Source organism: Deinococcus sp. QL22 (genome assembly GCF_023370075.1).
In the GTDB taxonomy this organism is placed as follows: domain Bacteria; phylum Deinococcota; class Deinococci; order Deinococcales; family Deinococcaceae; genus Deinococcus.
The window spans coordinates 136,290-152,662 of the sequence record NZ_CP097150.1 but is presented as its reverse complement, the minus strand read 5'-3'; the positions used below and the strand labels follow the sequence as shown (position 1 = coordinate 152,662).

The 16,373-nt window shown below is 62.8% G+C and carries 14 protein-coding genes; 8 read left to right on the top strand and 6 right to left on the bottom strand.

Features of this window, described 5'->3' with window-relative positions; all coding sequences use genetic code 11:
• Positions 1-33: 33 nt before the first annotated feature.
• The 4 genes from M1R55_RS16765 to M1R55_RS16750 are packed head-to-tail and all read right to left on the bottom strand — an operon-like array spanning position 34 to position 5,696.
• Positions 34-1,539 carry a rhamnulokinase family protein gene (locus M1R55_RS16765; protein WP_249394699.1) on the bottom strand — a complete coding sequence of 502 codons (1,506 nt, stop codon included), beginning with the start codon at positions 1,537-1,539 and terminating at the stop codon, positions 34-36.
• Positions 1,529-3,607, bottom strand: a complete 2,079-nt coding sequence (locus M1R55_RS16760; RefSeq protein WP_249394698.1) for a bifunctional aldolase/short-chain dehydrogenase — start codon at positions 3,605-3,607, stop codon at positions 1,529-1,531. Before M1R55_RS16760 ends, M1R55_RS16765 begins: the two co-directional genes overlap by 11 nt.
• 45 nt (positions 3,608-3,652) lie before the next feature.
• Positions 3,653-4,861: an L-rhamnose isomerase gene (rhaI, locus tag M1R55_RS16755; protein ID WP_249394697.1), complete on the bottom strand. Its 1,209-nt coding sequence runs from the start codon at positions 4,859-4,861 to the stop codon at positions 3,653-3,655.
• Between the two features lie 58 nt (positions 4,862-4,919).
• Positions 4,920-5,696, bottom strand: coding sequence for a DeoR/GlpR family DNA-binding transcription regulator (locus M1R55_RS16750; RefSeq protein WP_249394696.1), 777 nt, complete (start codon positions 5,694-5,696; stop codon positions 4,920-4,922).
• Between the two features lie 158 nt (positions 5,697-5,854).
• Between M1R55_RS16750 and M1R55_RS16745 the strand changes: the two genes are divergently transcribed.
• The 7 genes from M1R55_RS16745 to M1R55_RS16715 all read left to right on the top strand — a co-directional run bounded on the left by M1R55_RS16745 (position 5,855) and on the right by M1R55_RS16715 (position 13,683).
• Entirely contained in the window at positions 5,855-6,187 is a 333-nt protein-coding gene (locus M1R55_RS16745) for an L-rhamnose mutarotase (protein WP_249394695.1), read from the top strand.
• Positions 6,180-7,706 carry a sugar ABC transporter ATP-binding protein gene (locus M1R55_RS16740; RefSeq protein ID WP_249394694.1) on the top strand — a complete coding sequence of 509 codons (1,527 nt, stop codon included), beginning with the start codon at positions 6,180-6,182 and terminating at the stop codon, positions 7,704-7,706. The genes M1R55_RS16745 and M1R55_RS16740 overlap by 8 nt, the downstream gene beginning before the upstream one ends.
• Positions 7,703-8,722, top strand: a complete 1,020-nt coding sequence (locus M1R55_RS16735; RefSeq protein ID WP_249394693.1) for an ABC transporter permease — start codon at positions 7,703-7,705, stop codon at positions 8,720-8,722. Before M1R55_RS16740 ends, M1R55_RS16735 begins: the two co-directional genes overlap by 4 nt.
• Positions 8,719-9,735, top strand: a complete 1,017-nt coding sequence (locus M1R55_RS16730) for an ABC transporter permease (RefSeq protein ID WP_249394692.1) — start codon at positions 8,719-8,721, stop codon at positions 9,733-9,735. The genes M1R55_RS16735 and M1R55_RS16730 overlap by 4 nt, the downstream gene beginning before the upstream one ends.
• 65 nt (positions 9,736-9,800) lie before the next feature.
• The gene (gene rhaS / locus M1R55_RS16725; protein WP_249394691.1) at positions 9,801-10,805 is read left to right on the top strand and encodes a rhamnose ABC transporter substrate-binding protein; all 1,005 of its coding nucleotides are present in this window, start codon (positions 9,801-9,803) and stop codon (positions 10,803-10,805) included.
• Positions 10,806-10,918: 113 nt separating this feature from the next.
• A complete protein-coding gene (locus tag M1R55_RS16720) occupies positions 10,919-12,358 on the top strand; it encodes a hypothetical protein (protein ID WP_249394690.1) in 1,440 nt (479 codons plus the stop codon).
• A gap of 332 nt (positions 12,359-12,690) precedes the next feature.
• Positions 12,691-13,683 (top strand): IS110 family transposase, encoded by a 993-nt coding sequence (locus tag M1R55_RS16715; protein ID WP_249394689.1) that lies wholly within the window; start codon positions 12,691-12,693, stop codon positions 13,681-13,683.
• A 351-nt stretch (positions 13,684-14,034) separates the two neighbouring features.
• Here M1R55_RS16715 and M1R55_RS16710 read toward each other — a convergent pair whose 3' ends face one another.
• Entirely contained in the window at positions 14,035-14,562 is a 528-nt protein-coding gene (locus M1R55_RS16710; RefSeq protein WP_249394688.1) for a hypothetical protein, read from the bottom strand.
• 1 nt (position 14,563) lies between these two features.
• Between M1R55_RS16710 and M1R55_RS16705 the strand changes: the two genes are divergently transcribed.
• Positions 14,564-14,752, top strand: a complete 189-nt coding sequence (locus tag M1R55_RS16705) for a hypothetical protein (RefSeq protein ID WP_249394687.1) — start codon at positions 14,564-14,566, stop codon at positions 14,750-14,752.
• Between the two features lie 445 nt (positions 14,753-15,197).
• Here M1R55_RS16705 and M1R55_RS16700 read toward each other — a convergent pair whose 3' ends face one another.
• A complete protein-coding gene (locus M1R55_RS16700; RefSeq protein ID WP_249394686.1) occupies positions 15,198-16,352 on the bottom strand; it encodes a diaminopropionate ammonia-lyase in 1,155 nt (384 codons plus the stop codon).
• Positions 16,353-16,373 lie beyond the last annotated feature (21 nt).

Genomic DNA, 16,373 nt, shown 5'->3' with positions numbered 1-16,373 from the left:
TCAAGTCCTTCACAGGGGTCACCTGGAAACCGTTCATGCGAGCATCCCAGCGCCGTAGAGAGCGGCAAATCTGCTCTGGGCGTCTTGCCAAGCCTCCGGGTGCTGCGGCAGGAAGGTGTGAAAGGCAAAGGTGCGGGCCACCACGGCGCGGCGCTCACCCTGAGGAAGGACGCCACACGCCTGCGCCTGCACCAGCAAGTTGCCGATCAACGTGGCGTCCACGGGGCCAGCCTGCACTTGCCGCCCAGTGGCGTCCGCCGTCCACTGACACAGTGGCCCGGCCAACGAGCCGCCGCCCACGATATGAATCACCTCGAGAGCGCGTCCGGCCACCTCTTCCAGTTCGGCCAGCACCCGGGCGTATTTCAATGCCAAACTCTCAAAGACCACCCGCGCAATCTCTCCGCGTGTGCCGGGCACCCCCTGGCCGGTCTCCCGGCACACCTGCTGAATGCGCTCTGGCATGTCGTCCCCAGGCAGCAGGAAACGCGGGTCATCCACGTCAATGAGCGCCAGAAAGGGCGGCGCGGCTTCAGCGGCCACATTCAGGTCGGCGAAACTGGCGTTGGGCCAGGCCAGGCGGCACTGCTGCATAATCCACAGCCCCATCACGTTTTTCAGGAGGCGTGTGGTGCCGTCTATCCCTGCCTCATTGGTAAAGTTGGCCTGCAAGGCGGCGGGGCTGAGGATCGGAGCATCCGTTTCCACACCCAACAGACTCCAGGTGCCGCTGCTGAGGAACGCCGCCTCTGGGCCGGACAGGGGTGTGGCGACGACGGCAGACGCGGTGTCGTGGGTGGCCGGAACAATGACCCGGACGCCCGAGAGGCCAGTCGCCTCCGCCACAGGAGGCAGCAGCGGCCCCAGATCTGATCCAGCCTCCACGATGCCGGGCAACAAGGCAACTGGCAGCCCAAGGCGCTCCAGCAAGGGATAAGACCAGGTTCGCAGGGCCGGGTGATAGAACTGCGTCGTACTGGCATTGCTGCGCTCACACACCATCCGGCCCGAGAGCCAGAAGTTCATCAAGTCCGGCACCATCAAGAAGGTGTGGGCCTGATCAAGGACGCCCGGCGTGTCGCGGCGCAGGGCCAACCACTGGTACAGGGTATTGAACGGCAGGAACTGCAGTCCGGTCAGGGCGAACAGCTCGTCCCGGGAATGCTCCTGCAGCACCTCGGCCATGACCCCATCAGTACGGGCACTGCGGTAATGGTGCACCCCGTCCAGCAAAAGACCGTTGCTGTCCAGCAGGGCGTAATCCACGGCCCAGGAGTCCACGCCCACACTGGCGACCCGTCCGCCCAGTTCGCCCGCCCGCTCTCCAGCCCGCTTCAGACCTTTCAGGATTTCCGCCCACAGCCCCAGCACGTCCCAGTAGAGCCGGGGCTGCGTCCCAAACGGCACCATCACCGGATTATTAGAGAATCGGTGCAGCACCTCGATCTCCAGCCGTCCCTCGTGGATGCCCCCAATGGCCACCCGGCCCCCCGACGCGCCGAGATCCACCGCTGCATGCCAGACACGCTCAGCGGACATAGGCGATCGGCACACCGCCGTCCACGGTAATCACGCCGCCGGTGGTTTTGGCCGCCGCCGGAGAGGCCAGCCAATACGTCGCCTCGGCAATGTCCTCGGGCAACACGTTGACTTTCAGGGTGGTGCGGTTGCGGTAGAACTCCTCGAGCTTGTCCGGCTCGATGCCGTAGGTCGCCGCCCGCTCGGCCCGCCATTTGCCGTCCCAGATGCTGCTTCCAGCCAGAATCCCGTCGGGAAGAACAGAGTTGACCCGGATGCCCGCCGCGCCGCCTTCTTCGGCCAGACAGCGTGCCAGGTGCAGTTCAGCTGCTTTTGCGGTGCTGTAAGCCGCCGCATTCTTGCCTGCCGCCACGCTGTTCTTGGAGCCGATGAACACCAGATTTCCGCCCGTGCCCTGCGCTTTCATCAGCTTGAATGCTTCACGGGCCACCAAAAAGTAGCCGGTGGACAAGATGCTCTGATTGCGGTTCCACATCTCCAGCGTGGTTTCTTCAATCGGAGCGCTGGAAGCAATCCCCGCATTATTGACGGCCATATCCACACCGCCGTAGGACAAGACTGCGTGGCTGTAGGCCCCGATCACCTGGGGTTCCTCGGTCACGTTCATACCGATGCTGGTGGCCCGGCGGTAGCCCCGCTGACCGGTCAGGTCTTCGGCTACAGTGCGCCCACCACCTTCGTTCAGGTCAGCAATGACGATGTGTGCACCGTCGGCGGCCAGGCGGTTGGCAATGGCCCGGCCAATGCCGCTGGCCGCACCCGTGACCAGCGCGACGTGCCCTTCCAGCGCCTTCGGGGCAGGCTTCAGGCTCAGTTTGTACAGTTCCAGCGGCCAGTATTCGATGGCGTAACTTTCGGCGGCACTCAAGGAGACGAAGCCCCCCAGACTGCGGGCACTCTTCATCACCTGAATGGCCCGCAAATACAGCTGGCGCGAGACGTCGGCCCCCTGCGCGTCGGGGCCGCTGGTGACCATGCCGAGGCCGGGAATCAGGACGATGCGCGGGCTGGGCGCGAACATCACGTCACCCTCCGATTTGTTCTCGTCGAAGTAGGCCGCGTATTCGGCTTTGAAGTGGGCCACGCCGTCCTTCGCGGCCTGAAGCAGCGCGTCAGCACCCTGTTCCGGCGTCCAGTCCAGATACAGCGGCACTCTCTTGGTATGCACCAGATGATCCGGGCAGGCCGCGCCCACCTGCGACAGTTCGGCGGCGGCGTGAGAGTTGACGAATTCCATCGCCTCAGCACTGGTATCTACGTTGAGGATGACGGGCCGCGCTCCTTTCATTGCGCCGCGGAGCAGCGGCAGCACGCGTACCAGCAGGGCGTCGCGCTCCTCGCTCGGCAGGCTCTGTACCTTCGCGCCGCCGAACGGCTGGGCTTCCCTGTGAGCATCCAGATAAGCCTGGGCTTCTCCGATGATGCGCAGCGTGGTCTCGTAACTCTCTTTGGAGGTGTTGCCCCACGTGACCAGGCCGTGCTTGCCCATGACCACCGCTTCCAGCCCCGGATTGTCGCGCACTGCCGCGCCGATCTGCTGGCTCAGGGTAAATCCGGGCCGGATGTAGTCCACCCACGCGGCCCGCTCGCCGTAAATCTCGCGCATGATGTCCGGGCCGTTCGGGGTGCAGGCGATGGCAATAATCGCATCGGGGTGCGTGTGATCCACGTGCTTGGCAGGCACGAAGGCGTGCAGCAGCGTTTCGATAGACTGGCGCGGGCGACCCACCTCGAAGGCGGTGCGGTCGAGGTAGGCCGTCATTTGTTCGTCGCTCATTTCTGGACGGTTAAACAGGGGCAGGACTTCATCCAATTTCAGGCCTGCAAAGCCCTTTTCAGTGATGCCGGCGATGTCCGAGCCGCTGCCCTTGACCCACAGCACCGTCACGTCACGGCCCAAGTGGTCTTGTTCCACGCTTTTGGTGCTGGTATTGCCACCGTAGATGTTGACCAGGGTGCGGTCACTGCCCAGCAGATTGGAGCGGTAGGTCAGCGCAGCGAGGCCGTCAGAAGAGGGCGCGGCGGCGCTCCAGCGGGAAGTGGGAAGAGCGGTGCGGGTGTCAGTCATGAGGAGACTCCTTGAATGAGAGGCGGGAAGATTTCAGGTGGAAAATCAGAGGCGCTGAACTTTCTCTTTGACCGGATACCCGCCGCCGCCGCTCTGGGTGCCGCGTTCCTGCGCGACCTTGGCTTGATACCCGCTCTGGCGGTGCGCTTTGATCGGGTCGGCGCTCAGGCCCTGTTCGGTGCGGAGTTCTGCCAAGAGCGGGCGGACATCGGTTTTAAAGGCGTCGGCCAGCACGCGGTGGGCACCCAACACGTCGCCCGCCGACTGGGCTTCCTTCAACAGGTCGCGGTCGATCAGCAGCGCTTTGGCGTAGGCTTCCTGACAGTTCAGGACGCTCTGGAGCATGGCTTCCACCTTCGGCTCGATGTTGTGGCTCTGGTCGATCATGTAGGCCACTTTCTGCGCGGTGGCACGGGTCAGGCCGTCTGTGCTGCGTTCTGCGGCCACCAATTCGGCGTAAATGCAGAACAATTCGAAGGGATTGGACGTGCCCACGATCAGGTCGTCGTCGGCGTAGCGGCGGGCATTGAAATGGAAGCCGCCCAAGCGCCCCTCGTCGAGCAAGAACGCCACGATCTGCTCGATATTCACGCCCTGCGCGTGGTGGCCCAGATCAACCAACACCTGCGCCTTCTCTCCAATCGCGAGGCAATGGGCATAGGCCGCGCCCCAGTCGAACAGGTCGGTGGCGTAGAAAGCCGGTTCGAAGAGCTTGTATTCCACCAGCATTCTGGAACCCTCGGGCAGGGCGTCGTGCACGCGCTGTAAGGCAGAACGCATCCGGCGCTTCCTGGCCCGCAAGTCGTCTTGACCGGCGTAGTTGGTGCCGTCGGCAAACCACAACGACAGGTCACGGCTTCCAGTCTGTTTCATGATCTGCACGCAGTCCAGCAGGTGCAAGGCGGCTTGTTCCTGCACGCCCTCATCCGGGCTGGTCACGCTGCCCAACTTGTACCCCTCGTCCTGAAATACGTTGGGATTGATCGAGCCGATCTTCAGGCCACGCTCAGCGGCATAGCGGTTCAGCTCGCCGTAATCGTCCACCTCATCCCACGGGATATGCAGCGCCACGCTGGGCGCGATTCCCGTCAGGCGCTGCACTTCGGCGGCGTCGTCCAGTTTTTCGTGAATGGTGCGGGCGGCTCCCGGCGCGGCAAAGGTCTTGAAACGCGTGCCGGAATTGCCGTAGCCCCAGGAGGGCGTTTCGATGCGCTGAGAATTGAGGGCGGCGAGTCGGTCGGGGGTCAGGGTCATGCAGGCTCCTTGCAACGCCAAGAGAAAGAGAGGGAACAGGCCGCGAATACCGCTGCTGCTACGGGGCCACGATCACCTGGATGTCGTCGTCTTCCAGCCGCCCGCGCACGTCTGGTGCCAGGTCGGTATCGGTGATCAGGGTGTTGATATCGGCGTGCGTGGCAATGGTCGCCAGCGCCCGGCGGCCCACCTTGCTGCTGTCGAGCAGGGCCACCACACTGCTCCCGCTGCGGATCAGGGCCTGCTTGGCCCCGACTTCCGGCAGATGTGGGTCAGTAAATCCGGTGTCGGCCGTGTAGCCTTTGGCCGAAAAGAACACCCGATCAGGATGAAGGCGCTGCATGGTGTCCATAAAAAATGCCCCCACGAACGAGCGGGCCGGAACGTGGAAATTGCCGCCCACCATCAGGAACGGCAGGCCGCCTGCGGCCAAGGCGTTGGCCGCGTCGAGGCTGCACGCGATGGCCTGTACCCGGCGGGCAGGCAGCAGGCGGGCCAGGGCCAAACTGGTCGTGCTGGCGTCGAGCGCCACAGTATCGCCGTCCTGGATCAGGGCCAGCGCCGCGCGAGCAATTCGCTCTTTGGCCTCCACGTTCTGTCCGGCCCGCATGGACTGCGAGAGTTCCTCGCTGGATTTGTCGAGCAGCTGCGCTCCGCCGTGCACGCGCAGCAATTTTCCCTGCTCGCAGAGCAGATCGATATCGCGCCGAACCGTCATTTCATGGACGCCAAATTCGGCGGCCAATTCTTTGATCCGAACCACTTTGTCGCTCAGGGCACGGCGCAAAATATCTTGCTGACGCCCCAGCAATGGAGCCACAAGTTCTGGAGACATGCTTCTATCCTAACATCAAAGTTACAAAAGGTGACAAGCCCTTGCAATTATTTGTGAACTAGTGTTGAATATGGGCAGTCCACAACCTGTAGCGGCGGTTCCCGCTGGCGTTTCTTGGCCCAGCCCTCCTCTGCTTTCATCTCTACGTCTGGAGGTTCATGACCGCTCTCCCACTGCACCGCGTTTGTTTTTTCCTTCAGGTGCGTCCTGAACGACTTCAGGAGTACAAGGCCCGTCATCAGGCGGTCTGGCCCGATATGCTCGCTGCCCTGAAATCGGCGGGCTGGCACAACTATTCCCTGTTCCTGCGCCCAGACGGACTCCTCGTGGGGTACCTAGAAACGCCTGATTTCGAAACAGCCCGTTCCAAAATGGCTGCCACCGACGTGAATGCCCGCTGGCAAGCGGAAATGGCCCCGTTCTTTGCGGCGCTGGAAGGACGGCCCGACGAGGGGGTCCTGCAACTGGAAGAGGTGTTTCACCTTGACTAGCACTTCCCTGCTGACCCTCGCCCACGCGAGCAAATCCTTTGGCCCGGTGCAGGCCCTGCGCGACGTGAGCATCGAGCTGTTTCCCGGTGAGGCCCACGCCCTGCTCGGTGAAAACGGTGCGGGCAAATCCACCTTTGTCAAGATTCTGGCTGGAGTCCACCGCCGAGACAGCGGCACCTTGCACGTCGGGGGTCAGGAGGTCAACTTTCACTCGCCTGCCGAGGCGCGGGACGCCGGAATCGCCATCATCTATCAGGAGCCGACCCTCTTTCCAGACCTGTCGGTGGCCGAAAATGTGCTGATGGGACGGCAGCCCACCGCCCGCTGGGGCCGGATCGACGCCCGCGCCATGAACCGGCAAGTCGCAACCATCCTGACCTCGTTGGGGGTGCAGCTCGACCCGGCCCGGCCTGTCCGCGGCCTCTCGATTGCCGACCAACAACTCGTGGAAATCGCCAAAGCCCTGTCGCTGAACGCCCGCATCCTGATTATGGATGAGCCGACGGCAGCGCTAACCCTGTCGGAAACCGAGCGGCTGTTCCGGGTGGTGCGCTCGCTGCGGGAACGGGGCGCGGCGGTGCTGTTCATTACGCACCGACTGGAAGAAGTGTTCGGCGAATGCCAGCGCGTGACCGTGATGCGTGACGGCACCTGGGTGTCCAGCGGCCCCATCGAGGACTACGACACCGATCTGGTGGTGCGGCAGATGGTGGGGCGCGACCTCGGCGACCTGTACCCACGCGGAGAAGCCAATGTGGGCGAGGTGGCCCTCTCGGTGCGTAGCCTCTCGCAACCAGGGGTCTTCAGCAACGTGAGTTTTGAAGTGCGCCGCGGCGAGATCGTGGGCCTGGCCGGGCTGGTCGGCGCGGGCCGCAGCGAAGTGGCGCGGGCCATTTTCGGCATCGATCCGAGGGAAGGGGGCGAGGTGCGTTTGGGCGGCCACGTCATGCCGCCGCTGCGCCCGCAATCGGTGATGGCTGCCGGGCTGGGTCTGGTGCCCGAAGACCGCCGCCAGCAGGGGTTGGTCATGGACATGAGTATCGAGCGCAACGCCAACCTCGCCATCTTGGGCCGCCTCACCTCCGGCTGGCTGATGAACCGGGGAGCCGAGGCCGAAAGTGCCCACTCTTGGACGAGCAAGCTGAGGCTCAAGGCGCACCGCCTCTCTGACCCGGTGAGTACCCTGTCGGGCGGCAACCAGCAAAAGGTGGTGTTGGCCAAGTGGCTGGCGACCAACCCCAGCGTGCTGATCGTGGATGAGCCGACCAGGGGCATCGATGTGGGGGCCAAAGCCGAGGTTCACCGCACCCTCTCCGAACTGGCCGCTGCGGGCCTTGCCGTGCTGATGATTTCTTCGGACTTGCCAGAAGTGCTGGGCATGGCTGACCGGATTCTGGTGATGCGGGAAGGGCAAGTGGTGGGCGAACTGAACCGCGCTGAAGCCAATGAAGAAGCCGTGATGTACCTGGCGACTGGGCAGCACCCCACTGGCGAACCCCTGCTTGGCGGCGCGGCATGACCAGTCAGACGGCAAAATCAGCCGCCAGTGCGCCGCCTCTGCTGTCCCGGCTCTTGCGGGCACGCGAGGTCAGTCTGGTGGCCCTGCTCTTGGTGGTCACGCTGGGCACTGCCGCCATCAATCCCCTGTTCCTGAGCTTCGGCAGCCTCAAAGACCTGTTCCTGAACGTGTCGATCATCGCGTTGGTGGTGATCGGGCAGACCATCGTGCTGCTGATGAAACACGTCGATCTGAGCGTCAGCAGCGTGGTGGGCCTCAGCGCTTTCCTCACTGGCTCTCTGTTTATTGCTGTTCCGGGCTTGCCTGTCCCGTTGGCCCTGCTGTTCGGGCTGGTGCTGGGCGCGGCGTTGGGTTCAGTCAACGGCCTGCTGGTGGCTTACGGCAAGGTGCCTGCCCTGGTGGCAACCCTTGGAACCTTGTATGTGTTCCGGGGCGTTACCTACGCGGTGGTCGACGGCGGCCAGATCAACGCGTCCAACCTGCCAGCGGGCTTTCTGGGGTTTGCGACAGGCGCAGTGTGGGGCATTCCTAATTTGGTGCTGTTGGTGCTGACGGTCATGACCGGGTTCGGGATCTACCTCAAATCCTACCGGGGCGGGCGCGAGTACTACGCGCTGGGATCCAACGCTGAAGCGGCGGGGCTGGCCGGCATCCGCGTGAACCGCCGCACCATGCTGGGCTTTGCTCTCAGCGGCGCGGTGGCCGGGCTGGCGGGCGTGCTGTATCTGGCCCGCTTCGGCACCGTGGACGCCACCGCAGGTACCGGCTTAGAGCTTCAGGTCATCGCGGCGGCAGTGGTGGGCGGCGTCTCGATCAACGGCGGCGTCGGCACGCTGTTTGGGGCGGGCATCGGGGCGCTGCTGCTGGGCGTCATGGGTAGCGCCCTGGTCATTTTGCGTGCGCCGGGGTTCTATCAGCAGGCCATTCAGGGTGCGCTGCTGTTGGCCGCCATCAGCATCGACATGTGGGTATCTCGCCGCACCGCCAAAGGCTGGAACCAAGGACGTGGGTCATGAGCAGCCCTGAACTGAACCGCCCCAAGCGGAGCCGATTTGCAGGCGTGGTGGGCTGGGAACTGACCATCACGGGACTGGTGTTCGTGGCCCTGTTGGGCGGGGCACTCCTGTCGCCCGACTTTCTGACCGGCTCCAATTTGTCGTTCCTGACGGCCAATTTCAGTGAGGTAGCGCTGATGGCCCTGAGCATGACCCTGCTGGTGATCGTGGCCGAGATCGACCTGTCGGTGGCATCTATCTTGGGCCTGTGCAGCGCGGTGCTAGGCGTGCTGTTCGCAGCGGGTTGGCCGATGCCACTGGCTATTCTGGCCTGCTTCGTGGTGGGCGGATTGGCCGGGCTGTTCAACGGCCTGTTGGTCACGCGCCTCGGCCTGCCGTCATTGGCCGTCACGATTGGCACGCTGGCGCTGTACCGGGGGCTGGCCTACGTGCTGCTGGGAGACCGGGCTATTGCCGAGTTTCCGGCGGCCTACACCAATTTCGGTTTCGGGAACGTCCCCGGCACCCTGATTCCCATTCCCATCGCCCTGTTTCTGGTACTGGCAGTGGTCACGGCAATCGTCTTGCACGCCACGCCGTTCGGGCGCTCGCTGTACGCCATCGGAGCCAACGAGGTCGCCGCCCGGTTCGCAGGACTGCGGGTCGAGCGGGTCAAACTGACCCTGTTCGTGGTCTCTGGTCTGATGGCAGCGCTGGCCGCGGTGGTCTACACCTTCCGCTTTTCCAGCGCCCGCGCCGACAACGCTTCGGGGTTCGAACTCAGCGTGATTGCCGCCGTGCTGCTGGGGGGCGTCAGTATTTTCGGGGGCAAGGGCAGTGTCGTCGGCGCGGTGGCGGCCGTGTTCCTGATCGGCATCATCAACGGCGCACTGACCATCGTGGACGTGTCCAACGAAATCCTGACCATCGTGACTGGCCTGCTCCTGATCGGTTCGGTACTCGTTCCCAACCTGCTGGCCCGCGCCCGCTCTGCCCGCGAGCGGCAGCAACTCCGGAGGGACGCCATGCGGTAGCTGTGATGGGAACGCCCTCTGCACTTTGTCCCTACCCGTCCTTTTCCTTCTCTCGGAGGTTGTCCATGAATAAACGTCGCTTGCTGCTCTCCTCTCTGGCCGTTACCCTCGGCCTCGGCACCCTCGCGCTGGCCCAGACGCCCGCCCTCAAAAAAGGGCTGAAGATCACGCTGCTGCCCAAGAACATCAACAATCCCTACAACGTCACCGAAACGCGGGGCGGCCTCGACGCGGCCAAAGAAATCGGCGCAGTCGCCAAAGTGGTGGGGCCATCGGACGCGGGAGCCAGCAGTCAGGTCAGCTACATCAACACCGCCATCGCCCAGCGGCAAGACGCGCTGATTTTGGCTGCCAACGATGCCAACGCGCTCCTGCCGTACCTCAAGCGGGCCATGCAGGCGGGCGTCAAGGTGGTCACGATGGACTCGGACACCGCCCCCGAAGGCCGCACGCTGTTCATCAATCAGGCCAACTCCGAGGGCATTGGCCGCGCTCAAGTGCAGCTGGTAGGCAAATTGACCGGCTACAAGGGCGACATTGCCATCCTGTCGGCCACGCCCAACGCCACCAACCAGAACACCTGGATCAAGTGGATGCAAGAAGAACTCAAGCTGCCCAAATACAAGAACATGAAACTGGTCAAAATCGCTTACGGCAACGATGACGACCAGAAATCGTTCACCGAAATGCAGGGCCTCATTCAGGCGTATCCCAACCTGAAAGGCGTGATTTCGCCCACCACTGTCGGCATCTCGGCAGGGGCGCGTTACCTGTCCACCAGCCCCCTCAAAGGCAAAGTGATGCTGACGGGCCTCGGCACGCCCAATCAGATGCGCCAGTTTGTGAAAGACGGCACCGTAAGCGCTTTCCAGCTGTGGAATCCCGGCGACGTGGGCTACCTCGCGACCTACGCGGCGGCAGCCTTGGTCAGCAAACAGATCACCGGCAAAACCGGAGAAACGTTTATGGCCGGCAAACTGGGCAAATACACCATCGGCAAGAACGGCGAAATCGTGCTTGGCCCCCCCTACACCTTCGACAAGAGCAACATCGACAAGTTTAATTTCTGAGGATTCGGGGAGGAGCCAAGGCCGATGTTCAGCCAACCCCCTCCCCCAGTCAGCCGCCAACCCCTTTCTGGGCGAAGGCGGCTTTTTGCACCCACCGTCGCCGCAGGAGGCCTATGAGTCAAGTCCACACCAGCTATCCCCTGAAAGTCGGCCTGTTCGGAATCGGCCTCGACACTTACTGGCCGCAGTTCGCGGGCCTTGAAGACCGTTTGAAAGGTTACGTGGCCCAGGTGGCCGCCCGTTTGAAACGCCCCGGCGTAGAGGTAGTCAACCTCGGATTGGTGGATTCGCCCGAAAAAGCGTTGGATGCAGGCCACCGCTTCCGTCAGGCCGACGTAGACCTTATTTTCCTGTATGTTACGACCTACGCGTTGTCCAGCACGGTGCTTCCGGTGGTGCAACGGGCGGGCGTGCCGGTGGTGATCCTGAATCTTCAACCCGAAGCGGCCATCGATTACGCCGCCTTCAATGCGCTGGGCAACCGCACTGCCATGACGGGCGACTGGCTGGCGTTTTGCTCGGCCTGTCCGGTGCCCGAAATTGCCAACGTGCTGACCCGCGCTGGGCTGGCCGTGCATCAGGTCACGGGGGTGTTGCAGGGCGATCCACACGTCTGGAACGAGATTGAGGGCTGGATCGAAGCGGCGCAGGTGAAGCACGTGATGGCCCACAACCGCCTCGGACTGATGGGCCGCCCGTACAACGGGATGCTGGACATTTACAGCGACCCGACCTTACAGGCCATCACGTTCGGCACGCATCTTCAGATGGTGGAACTGGACGAACTGGCACAGCTGCGACAGGGCGTCACGGAGGCCGAAGCCGCCGAGCGTGTCACGCTGTTTCAGACCGAATTCGACCTTCAGCCCGACTGCGATCCTGCCGAACTAACCCGCGCCGCCCGGACAAGTGTCGCCCTCGACCGTTTTGTCGATCGGCACCGCCTCGGGTCACTGGCCTACTACGCCGAATCGGTGCCGGGTCACGACAACGAAGACGTCATGACCTCCATTATTCTGGGCTGCTCGCTGCTGACAGCGCGGGGAATTCCAGTAGCCGGAGAATATGAAATCAAGAACGCACAGGCCATGAAAATCATGGATGCGTTTGGCGCAGGCGGTTCGTTTACCGAGTATTACGCGCTGGACTTTGCCGACGACGTGGTGCTGATGGGACACGACGGCCCCGGCCATACCCGGATCGCCGAAGGGAAAACCAAAGTGCGCCCGCTGGAAGTCTTTCACGGCAAAGTCGGACGCGGCCTCAGCGTGGAAATGTCGGTGCAGCACGGCCCGGTCACACTGCTGTCGGTGGTCGAGAGTGGCAGTCGCCTGAAACTGCTGGTGGCCGAGGGTGAGTCGGTGCCGGGGCCGCTTCTGGAGATCGGCAATACCAACAGCCGCTACCGCTTTGCCCCCGGCGCACGGGCCTTTGTGGAGGCGTGGAACGCGCAGGGGCCAGCCCATCACTGCGCGGTTGGCGTTGGGCACCTCGCCGGGCGCCTTCAGAAATTGGGGGCGCTGCTCGGAATAGACGTGGTGTCTGTCTGCTAAGGAGGGCGCACTTAAACATGACGACCCTCCGGCAGAGCACTGAAACCTCTCTGTTCCCAGTCTCCCCTGCTCTCCGTTCTCTCGATCCGATCGGTCAAGCTCAACAGACATCTTTGTGTGTTGAGCAGAGCTGTGGGAAGCTGTGCTTGTCACTCCCCCTCGAGCCATCAAGCCTGTTGACATCTTTGACCTTCCAAGGTCGGATTGCAAATTCTGGCCGGCTCGAGGCCCTTTCGATCAGGCGCAACAGTATCTGAGGCCAAGAAGCCTGCACACAAAATCTCGCCGAGCGAACCGGGCTGTGATGACCTTTCCCTTTCCAGGAGGTTTTTATGGTGGTACTCGGCATTGACGTGGGGAAAAGCGAGCTGTACGCCTGTCTCCTGCAACCCGAATTGAAACCAGCTCGGCAGGTGGTGGCCAACACCGCCGAAGGCCATACCGGTCTGCAGACCTGGCTGGAGACACAGGGCGTCACGGCCCAAGAGACCTCGGTGGTGATGGAAGCGACCGGCGTGTACTGGGAGCGAATCGCGTTGAAGCTTCACTTGGCAGGCTACCGGGTCAGTGTGGTTAACGCAGCGCAGATTAAGTTCTATGCGAAAAGTACGTTGAGGCGGGGCAAAACAGACAAAATGGATGCCGAGCTGATTGCGCGGTATGGCGAGACGATGCATCCAGCCTGCTGGATGCCCGCTGAACGAGATCGAGAAGCACTCCGTGCTTTGATCCACGAACGGGATGCGGTCATTTCTCTGATCACTCTTGAAAAAGGACGTCAGCACGCCCTGGATCATCGTGAACAAGCTCTTGAGTTGGTCGTCCAACTGGGTCGAGAGCGCTTGGCGCTGCTTGAACAGCAGCGCGCCACGGTTGAACGGGCGATGGATGCGTGTGTGGCGGAATCCGCTGGACTCCGCGAACAAGTGGCCCTCCTGTCTTCCGTGCCGGGGATCGGGAAGTTGACCGCAGCGATCGTGCTGGCCGAGACGAGTCATCTCCAAGACGCCCAGGATTCGCGGCAATGGGCCGCTTACGCTGGATTGTCTCCGGTGCCGCGCCAGTCGGGCGCCATGGTGGGACGGTGTCGGATCTCTAAGATTGGAAACAGTCGACTGAGAAAGGCCTTTTACCTCTCGGCTGTCACGGTGTCTCGTCTCAAAAATCCGATGGGTGACTATTATCGACGATTGGTTGCGGCAGGAAAGCCGAAGAAGGTCGCCCTGATTGCCCTGGCACGCAAAATCCTTCGCACAAGTTTCGCCGTCCTTCGGTCTGCGAAACCCTTCGAGCTGGGGTACCAACGCCCCCAAGTCGTCTCTTGACACCTGCGTTTCAACACAGTATTTGCCTTTCTTCAAAAGGTGTTGTCAGGTCAACCAGTAGCGTGGGGCTGGAGACTGACCCAACGCCCGCCACCGCTTCCCTATCAGCATTCAACAGGCCAGTTGGCCGTACCACTGCTTCAGCCTGCGGGGATGATACGGACTGCGCTCCATTGCGCCACAACCTGAAACAGCACCGCTGGAAGCTCCATCGTCGTCAACTTTGCCAGTTCGCCCGAATTTCAAGCCCACACTATGGGGCATTCAAGTCGGTTTCCGTCTGGCCCCTCCTTCGCGGTTATTCAGGGGCAAGAGCGAGGCGTGCAGCCAAGACCACGAAGATGCCCCCAGTCATTTTTCTTTGCAGGACAGCGAACTGCGGTTTCTATTAGACCTCTTGCGAAAGTCGTGGGCTAAGCTCACAGGGTGGAGCGAGACCGCCTGACACGCACGCTGAAGATGAACCGCAAGCAATTCCGTCGACGCACCGGGGTGTACCCGGAAACGTTCGCCGAGATGGAAGCCGTGCTGACCCTCCGCGAAGGACGGAAGAAGACATCTGGTCGCCCAGCCACGCTCAGCGCGGCTGAACAACTCCTGATGACCCTGGAATTCTGGCGCGAGTCCCGAACCGTTGCACACCTGGGTGACGACTGGAGCGGCCATGAGCCTGGCGTGCAACGCGTGGAAGCGGCCTTGATCACTCGGGCGCAGTTCCAGATGCTCAGAAAACGCGTGTTTCAGAAAGCGCCACTCGTCTACAGCATCGCCCGCGTCGATGCTTCTGAAGTACCGTGCGAACGCGCCAGAAAAACAGCGCCGCGGGGACAGCGGCAAGAAAAAGCGGCACACCTTGAAGTTCCAGCTGCTGATCTGCACGGTGACGCAGCGCATCCTGGGCACGGCCACGGGTGCTGGGGCGGTTCATGATCCCAAGCGTTGTCCATCTGGCGTGCGGTTGCCCCACGATACGGCCCTGATCGGGGACGTGGGGGCTCAGGGCCTGTGGAGTACCCCCGGGCACGCCATCACCACGCATCCGGCGGAGAACACGTCATCCGCCGGATGAAGGTTTTTCGTGTGCTCAAGGGTGTCTATCGGCGGCGGTTCGCCCTCCGGGTTCAACTCATCGCGGCGCTCTGCAATCTGACCCGGACTTGCCCGTCATGACGTTCGCAAGAGGTCTATCGGATGGCCGCAAAGGCCAACGAAGAAGAGAGGATCAGAGCGGATAGGCCAACGGCAACGGCCAGCGTATGAACGAGTGCGCCAGAAATCAGGTGGAGTACCAAGCCAGCGATGAGAAATGCAAGAAGAGTGGAGGGATCAAACATGGTGCCTTCTTGGCCTCAAGGCACAGAAAGATTGGTCTGGAGCTGGGAGCGATTGCAGAGTGTCAGATCAGCGGGCCAGTCCCTTTAAGAGGAAGAAGTCGAGTTTCTCAGGCACTCACACCCTGAACCCATCTCTTTGTTCTTCAAGGAACATCGGTTCGGAAGTTCAGCCCGGTGGGGTCAGTCATGGCCCCCCACGATGCGGGCGTAGGCTGCTGGATCCGTCGCGCCCTCGGTGGAGATCACCAGGACGCTGCTCGCACCGTTCAGCCCCAGGCAGCCCCAGTGGTCTGCGGACTCCAGGAGCTGCGTCACCCCTCCCAACCCCGCAGCCCCGCTCTCGCCGGACACCACGCCGTCCTGGGCCAGCAGCCGCATCGCATCTTCGGTACGGGCATCGGAGATAGCCACGAACGCGGCGATGCCCCCGGAAACCAGCGGCCAGGCGACTGGGGAAGGCCGCCCGCAATTCAGGCCGGACATGACCGAATCGTGGGGGCCGGGCACCTCGACCAGATGCCCGGCCTCCACCGAACGCCGCACGCAGTCGGCACGGGTGGGTTCCACTCCGATGATTTGAGTCAGGCTGCCGGGGCGGCGGTAGTGCTGCACCACCGAAGCCGCCAGCGAGCCCACTCCGATCTGGACGGCCACCAGATCCGGCTGAGCGGCCCTCTGCGCCCGCAGTTGCTCGTCAATTTCCCCATAGATGGTCGCGTAGCCCTCGATCACCCAGGCTGGAATCTGCTCGTAGCCGTCCCAGGCCGTGTCGCTGATGACCAAGTGAGCGTCGCCGGATAGCCGGGCCGAGGCGTCCACCGCGTCATCGTAGCTGCCTTCGACCACCGTGACCCGCGCACCCTCTGAGGCGATGGCCTCCCGGCGCACCTCCACCATGTCCTGCGGCACGAGGATGTGGGCCTCCAGCCCCAGCCAGCGGGCCATGCGTGCCACCGCCCGCCCGTGATTGCCGTCGGTGGCGGCCACCACGGTCAGTCCGGAAGAGGGCCTAAGCTGCGCTGCCAGGTCTGAGAGGGTCGCCCACTCCTTAAAAGGGCCGCACCGCTCCTCGACGGCCCGGTACGTCGCCCATGACGCCCCCAGGATTTTGTAAGCGGGCAGGCCCAGTCGGCTGGCCTCGTCTTTGACCCACACCTGCCTGACGCCAAGGTGCCGGGCGGCTTCTGGAGCAGAGACGAGCGGAGTGGGCGCGTAACCGGGCAAGCGGCGGTGGAAGGCCAGCAGGTCTGGGTTCCGGGTGGAAGCCGGGAAGGTGGCGGGCGAAGGGTTGTACACGACGCGGAACGCTTCATGCCCCTGAACAGCTGGCTTCATAGCGATCTCCTGTTCACTTGC